The following is a 6,928-nucleotide window of genomic DNA, read 5'->3' as shown; positions in this document are numbered from 1 at the left end:
TGTAGTGCTTCTCTATAAACCGGGTATTTAAGCTCAGGTTTATCGCCGGTAACAAATAAAAGTTCTGTGCAGCCTAGTTGAGCGCCCTTTTTCGCCATATCTAAAACTTCCTCAGGGCTCATAAATAAAGCGCCCTCACCTGGTTCATACTTAAATGTGCAATAGCCACAGTGATTTCTGCAGATTTGAGTTACAGGAACGAATACGTTTTTAGAATAAGTCAGTATTTTTCCCTTTCCACTGTCTCTGAGCCTGGAGGCTGTCATTAGTAAGTAAGGAATTTCATCCCTATTAATTTCAATCAGATAAAGTGCTTCATCGCGGTCCAAGAGCTCTCCTGATTCTGCTTTATCTAATATTGCAGACAGGCTTTTTGAAGGACCGTTCAACAATGTTTCGGACCCTAAAGACTGAATTATGTTATCCCAATTACCATTAATAGAATTCATAATATATTTAGATAATATCCCCAAAAAATTAAAAAAACCCGGGTACAGGTAAAACTTTATGACCCAAATTAACCCTCTTATATTCGCACATTTAACATATAAATGTCAAGGAAAAGTATGCAGTATTTTGGGACTTATTCAAATAAATTATTAGAGTAATTCAAGTATTGAGGATGCAAGCTTGGAGGATTTTTCTTTATTGGTCATAACCGTATCCGTGACCAAAGTACTTAAACCTAAATCTTCAATGTCCTTATTTTCATGCTCGTCTTTTATATCTATAACCATGGTATCCAAAAAATCAGAATATAGTCTTGCTATCTGAACTGATGTCACATCTAGTCCAAGCCCTCTCATAAGCCTGTCTGCCGGTCCCTTTAGAGGCGCCCCACCCACTAATGGACTTATAGCGACTATTTTAGCTTGAGTCCTCTTAAGAGCCTCCCTGATTGCTTTAACCTGCAATATAGGTCCTATACTAATTATAGGATTACTTGGACAAATTATTACAGCCCTGCAATCTCTAATTGACTCAAGCACCCCAGGAGCTGCTTCCGCATTATCAATATTCCTGACACTAACCTTGCAAACTTCGGGTCGCATCCGCCTCTTTACCAGATATTCCTGAAAATGCATCTCTCCTTCGTCAGTATGAATCCATGTTTCAACCTCTTGATCGGTCATTGGCAGTACATTTATATTATCAGGCACTCCGTATGCCCGGGCTATTTTAGATGCAATTTGAGTTGCGGTAAAGCCTTTGCTTTTTAGATGAGTTCTATATATGTGTGTCGCTATATCTTGGTCTCCAATATTAAACCAAGTCTCAAGACCAAACCTCTTGAGTGAATTTAAGAAATTAAAGGTATCGCCTTGAATGCCCCAACCTTTTTTCCTATCAACAACACCGGATAATCTATATATAATCGTATCTACATCAGGTGATATACTTAAGCCGCCAAGCTTTATATCATCACCTGTATTTACAATAATATTTATATGCTCAGACTGAATTTTACAGCAAAGGCCCTCTAAGAATTTAGCGGCCCCAACACCACCTCCGAGGGCAGTTATCATAGGGTTATTTCCTTATGTTTAGGTAGAATAAAAATATTATCTCTCTCAAATTTATCGATAAATTAAAAGCGGTTTTAGAATATTTGAGCCCTGTTATGCTGTCAAGTTTACATTAGTGGGTATTATAGTAGTTTATTTGTATTGCAAATTCTTGAAACTACACACCAAGTGGGATAAATTTTAATATATAAACACTAAAAAGAGGACTAACAAACATGGACTTAGAATTAATTAGAAGAAGACATAAATGGCTAACATTAATAATACTGGTTTTCATTGGCGCAGTATTCATTTTCGGAATGGGTTCTTTTGTAACTGACTTTGGCTTTCAATCATCAGTCCCAACCGGTTCAGCAGTAGAGGTTAACGGCGAGGAAATTAGCATGGCACAGTATTCTCTAGCTAGAGAAAACCTTAGAAGACAGTTCACTAGCCAAGGCCAAGAACTTCCGGCATCCAGTTTAGACATATTAAATATGAGGGCGTTAAATGAACTTATAGACTATAAATTGCTTGCACAAAAAGCCAAGGAAATGGGATTTGTGGTTACAGATGAAGAATTTATAGAGTCCGTGCACAATGATCCGACATTTCAGATTGACGGCCAATTTGTAGGCGCACAGAGATATAGAGAATTTATTGAGCAAGGCCTTAATCTAAACCTCACTGATTTTGAGCACAACTACAAAGAGAGGCTTCTGGCCAGGAAAATGGGCCGCTTCATTGGTCAAACTGTTGTAGTGACGGATGAGAAACTGTTTAACAAATATAACCTAGAGAATGAGAAGGCTAATGTTTATTACGTCGAGTTTGCCGCGCAGGACCACGAAGCTTCCGAAGAGCCAAATGAGCAAGAAATTAAAAGACACTACGATAGAACGAAAGAAGACTACAAAACCGTAGAGCGTAGAACTATACGCTATATAGTGTTTGAGCCTGAGACATTTGAAAATAATGTCGAGGTTTCAGATGAGGAGCTAAACGCATACTATAATGCCTACCCAGAGGAATTTTTATCCGAAGAAGGAAATAAGATTCCCTACGAAGAAGCTAGAGATGATGTTAAAGCAAATTTGACAAGTCAAAGAGCAGAAATAAAACGCACAGAGTTCTTAGATGGCTTTGGGTTAACTCAAGAGACTCAAGGGGGCATTGATCAGCTAGCCAAAGACCATGGTATTGGCGCAGTTTCAACCAGTGCTCCATTTGCCAGAACAGAAAGAACAGGGGACATACCACCTCTCGTAGTAAATAAAACTTATCAGACAAATCAAGGCAACCTCTCAGTAGTACCTGTAGGGGCGTCAATATGGGTGATCGAATTATCCAATATTGATGAAGCCAGAGACAAAACGCTTGAGGAATCAAAGCCAGAAGTTATTGCTGCTATAAAAGACCAAAAGGCAAATAATCAAGCTAAAAGAACAGCATCTAAGGCCTTAACAACACTTAAATCCAGCCAAAAAGAAACGGCATCAGATAAAGCCCAGGATGCAGGGGTTACTCTTAATGAAACCGGCCCATTTTCACGAATCGAGAGAATGCCGAACATAAATATCAACGATCCTCAAGCTAAAACTGATATATTTGAAGAAGTTGATGAACCCGGCACTGTGCTGCCTAGAGTCTATGAACAAAACGGCAAATACTACGTACTGATGTTGAAAGAGAAAATAAGCGCAGACCCAGGCGAATTTGAGCTTGAAAAACAAGAGCTGATGGATGCTGAGCTTATTTCAGAGAGAAATGAAGTACTACTAAAATGGCTTCAAAACTTGAGACGGCAAGCTGATATAGTACCAAATAGTAGTTTGTTTCCTAATCAAGGATAGTTAGTAAAGAGCGCGAAGTACAATTTAATTAAATCTACATATTGAAATAGTAAGATCGTTTCATTAGGATTGATATATTAGTCAATCTTTTTTTCAAACTGTATTGATAAAATGAAGATTACATCCCTTGAAATCAATGGTTTTAAGTCATTCTACAATAAAACCAAGATCCGGTTTCACAACCAGCTAAGCGCAATAGTGGGACCAAATGGCTGCGGCAAATCAAATGTGATAGATGCAATAAGATGGATACTTGGAGAGCAAAACCCTAGGCTGCTTAGGGCCGAAGGAATGGAGCAGCTAATATCAAACGGCAGTGAGCTGCTTAAGCCCGTGGGAATGGCAGAGGTTTCTTTAACCTTAGAGCAGGTACCTAAATATAATTTTGATGAAGTTGAGATTAAAAGAAGGGTCTTTAGGTCCGGAGAGAGTGAATATTATTTAAATGGAGTATCCTGTAGGCTTAAAGATATAACTGACATATTCATTGACACTGGATCAGGTGCTAGGACTCATTCTATAATTGGTCAGGGCAGTGTAGATAAGCTTATTACAGCTAAACCTGAGGAGAAGAGGACCCTTATTGAGGAAGTTGCAGGGATCAGGAAATACAAAATCCGCCGGCGTGAGACTGAAACCAGAATTAAAACAACCAAAGAAAACCTAAGCCGCGTTGATGATATGGCAAATGAGGTAAAGCGCCAGATGGATACCCTAAGCCTTCAGGCAAAACAGGCTGAGGAATTTAGGGAACTCTCAGAAGAAGCCAGCAAACTGCAGTCGGTCATATTAAACGCCAAGCTCTATAAGCTTGAGAAAAGAAAAGACACCATTCTCAACGAAAAGCATCAAATACAAGAAAAAATCGATCAGACGGACAAAGAATCATCGCAACTTACAAATCACTTAAAGACACTAAATCTGCAGTTTACAAACACTGAGGAATCCTTAAAAGAATGTGAGAGAGATACAAACATCACTAGAATCAATCTTCAGACAAGACAGTCCTCTCAAGAGCTTTTAAAGAACGAAGTCTCAAGTATTGATAAATTTATCGAGAAAATACAAAGTGAAGCCGTAATGCTTGAGAACGAGACGGGCAGAATAACAGAGCAGCTTCAGTCCAAAAGAGATATGTCTCAACACGTTAAAGAGGATCTTGAGAAAGCAGCGGCAGAAATTTTAGAAAAGGAAAATAGTTTAACTGCTCTTAAATCTAGCCACGGAGCTACCCGAGATGAGCTAAGAAATATAAGAACTCTATTATTTAAAACTTTAAATGATTATAGCTCACTTAAAGGGTCGGCTCTCGGGCACGAAAAGGAGTTAAATGAGCTTCAGACAAGAAAATCCCAGATCAATAGTGAGCATCAAGAATTGGTTCAAGAGAGAGCGCTTGCGCTGAGTGATATTTCAAAACTTGAAAATGCTTCAAAGGAAAATGATTCCAGAAAACAAAATCTCATAGAGACAAAAGATAAACTCACTCTTACTCTTAGCTCACTTGATGAGAAGCAGAAATCGGAGCAGGAAAAAAATGAGAATCTTAAAGAAGAGTTAAACGGCATAAACTCCCGGTTAAGTGCTCTGCAGCAAATTGAGGCCAACTATGAATGGCTACCAGAGGGAATTCGAAAGTTTATTTTAGAGAATAAAGGCAAAGGTGTACTTGGAACATTTTCAGATTTCATATCAGTACCAAGTGGTTATGAGAAAGCTGTAGAAACAGCCCTGGGAGATACACTAAAATGGATTTTGGTAGATGAAAGCTCACATGCAATAGATGCTATCGAGTCACTTAAACAAGGCTCAATAGGCAGGGGAACATTTATATCGGTGAGAGAAGATCGAATAAACACTGAGAGATATAAAAGCAGTGAAGAAATGAAGTCGCTCTACGATATTGTTAAGATTGAAAACATTAGAAGCACTGTTATTGAAAGGACATTAAAAAGAGTTTTTCTAGCTGATAGCCTAAACCAAGCGATTGAGAGCAAAAAGGGAGCAAATGAAAACACTTCCTATGTAACAGCAGACGGGGATTTGCTACACTCAAATGGAGCTATTACTGGCGGCCCTACACAGCCGGGCGTACTAGAAAGAAAGAGCGAGATTGAAAAGTTAAGCAGTGAATCAGAAAAACTTAAGTCCCAAATTGAACAAGTTAGCTCTCAAATTAAGAGCAATGAAAGTGAAATCCAAAGTGTTGAAAGCAAAATAGAGGATTATAGCAACCGTCTTATTGAGGTTGATATAAAAGAGGCTGAAACTAAAAAGGATATATTCAATTTAAAGGGTTATCTCGAGAAGATAGAAAAGAGAATAGAGCTTGTAAACACTAGCCTTGAGCAAATAAGTATGGATACAACAGAAAAAGCAGCGCTGATTGAAGAATCAAACTCAAAAATTGAGCTTTTAGATGTTGAAAAAGTCGAACTTGAGCAAAAATTATCAACTGTTGAAGATAAAATTCAGCAAGAAGAACAATCCGAGAGAGACCATGAGAGGGAAATATCAGACAAAAAAGTCATATGCGCCTCTCTTAGAGAAAAAGAACGAAGCCTCTATGAAGACTTGGCTGAACTAGATATAAGAAGAACTGATATAAATAAAAGAATTGAACTTGAATCTACTTCTATAGAAGAGAAGAAAAAGGAAAAACTATCTCTAATTGAAAAAGAAGGAAGCACTGTAATTGAAATAGAAGACCTTCAAAACAGACTACAGCAAAAAGAACAGGAGCTTACGCAAAGAACAGATGAAAGACGAAAACTCCAGGAAGAAATTACAACAACAAATGAAAAAAGAGAGAATATCAACACTGAGCTGTCTGAGACAAGGATCAAAAACAACTCATATGAAATAGATCTAAACAGCGTTCAAATGGAGATTGAGAACATAATGGACACGCTTAGAAGAAACGATTCATATGACATGGAACAAAGGGCAGAACTAAGCCCGGAAGAAGAGACAGAGCTTTTAGAGGTAGATCTAAATATTGAAGAGCCCAGACTAAGAAGACTTCAGCAAAGGATTGAAAGATTTGGCCCGGTGAACCTTTTAGCACCAGAGGAATTTAACAAGCTCGAAGAAAGACACACTTTTTTAGATGAACAAATGGAAGATCTAAATCAGGCAATTGCCTCTTTAGCTAAGGCTATAAGTAAAATAGACAAAGAATCAGAAAAGCGATTTAACGAGGCTTTTGAAGTTATGAACCAAAAGTTTCAGGAGATATTCGCAAGGCTCTTTAGAGGCGGCGAGGGTAAACTGGTGCTTACTGATCAAGACAATATTTTAGAGACCGGTGTTGAGGTTATGGTCAGACCAGGGGGTAAGAAGTTTCAGTCAATTAACCTACTCTCAGGAGGAGAAAAAGCGCTATCAGCAATCGCCCTTATTATCTCGGCTTGCTTGATTAAACCTGCGCCTTTTTTACTTTTTGATGAGATAGATGCTCCATTAGATGATAGGAATACTTCCTATTTTATGGAACTAATAAAGGAAATAGATAAAAACTCCCAGGTTGTTCTAATCACGCACAATAAGAAAACTATGCAGGAAGTACAT

At 38.2% G+C, this 6,928-nt stretch carries 4 protein-coding genes; 2 read left to right on the top strand and 2 right to left on the bottom strand.

Features of this window, described 5'->3' with window-relative positions:
• Both AAF462_08725 and cofD read right to left on the bottom strand, forming a co-directional pair.
• The coding region (locus AAF462_08725) for a radical SAM protein (GenBank protein MEM7009202.1) at nucleotides 1-449 on the bottom strand (449 nt) is incomplete at its 3' end.
• A 150-nt stretch (nucleotides 450-599) separates the two neighbouring features.
• Nucleotides 600-1,526, bottom strand: a complete 927-nt coding sequence (cofD, locus tag AAF462_08720) for a 2-phospho-L-lactate transferase (protein ID MEM7009201.1) — start codon at nucleotides 1,524-1,526, stop codon at nucleotides 600-602.
• A gap of 215 nt (nucleotides 1,527-1,741) precedes the next feature.
• Between cofD and AAF462_08715 the strand changes: the two genes are divergently transcribed.
• Together AAF462_08715 and smc are read left to right on the top strand one after the other, a co-directional pair.
• Nucleotides 1,742-3,358 carry a SurA N-terminal domain-containing protein gene (locus AAF462_08715; protein MEM7009200.1) on the top strand — a complete coding sequence of 539 codons (1,617 nt, stop codon included), beginning with the start codon at nucleotides 1,742-1,744 and terminating at the stop codon, nucleotides 3,356-3,358.
• 111 nt (nucleotides 3,359-3,469) lie between these two features.
• On the top strand, nucleotides 3,470-6,928 hold a 3,459-nt coding region (smc, locus tag AAF462_08710), incomplete at its 3' end, for a chromosome segregation protein SMC (GenBank protein ID MEM7009199.1).

It is taken from the genome of Thermodesulfobacteriota bacterium (assembly GCA_039028315.1).
Classification (GTDB): domain Bacteria; phylum Desulfobacterota_D; class UBA1144; order Nemesobacterales; family UBA2774; genus CR02bin9.
The sequence above is the reverse complement of the archived record's forward strand: the minus strand, read 5'-3'. Positions and strand labels throughout refer to the sequence as shown.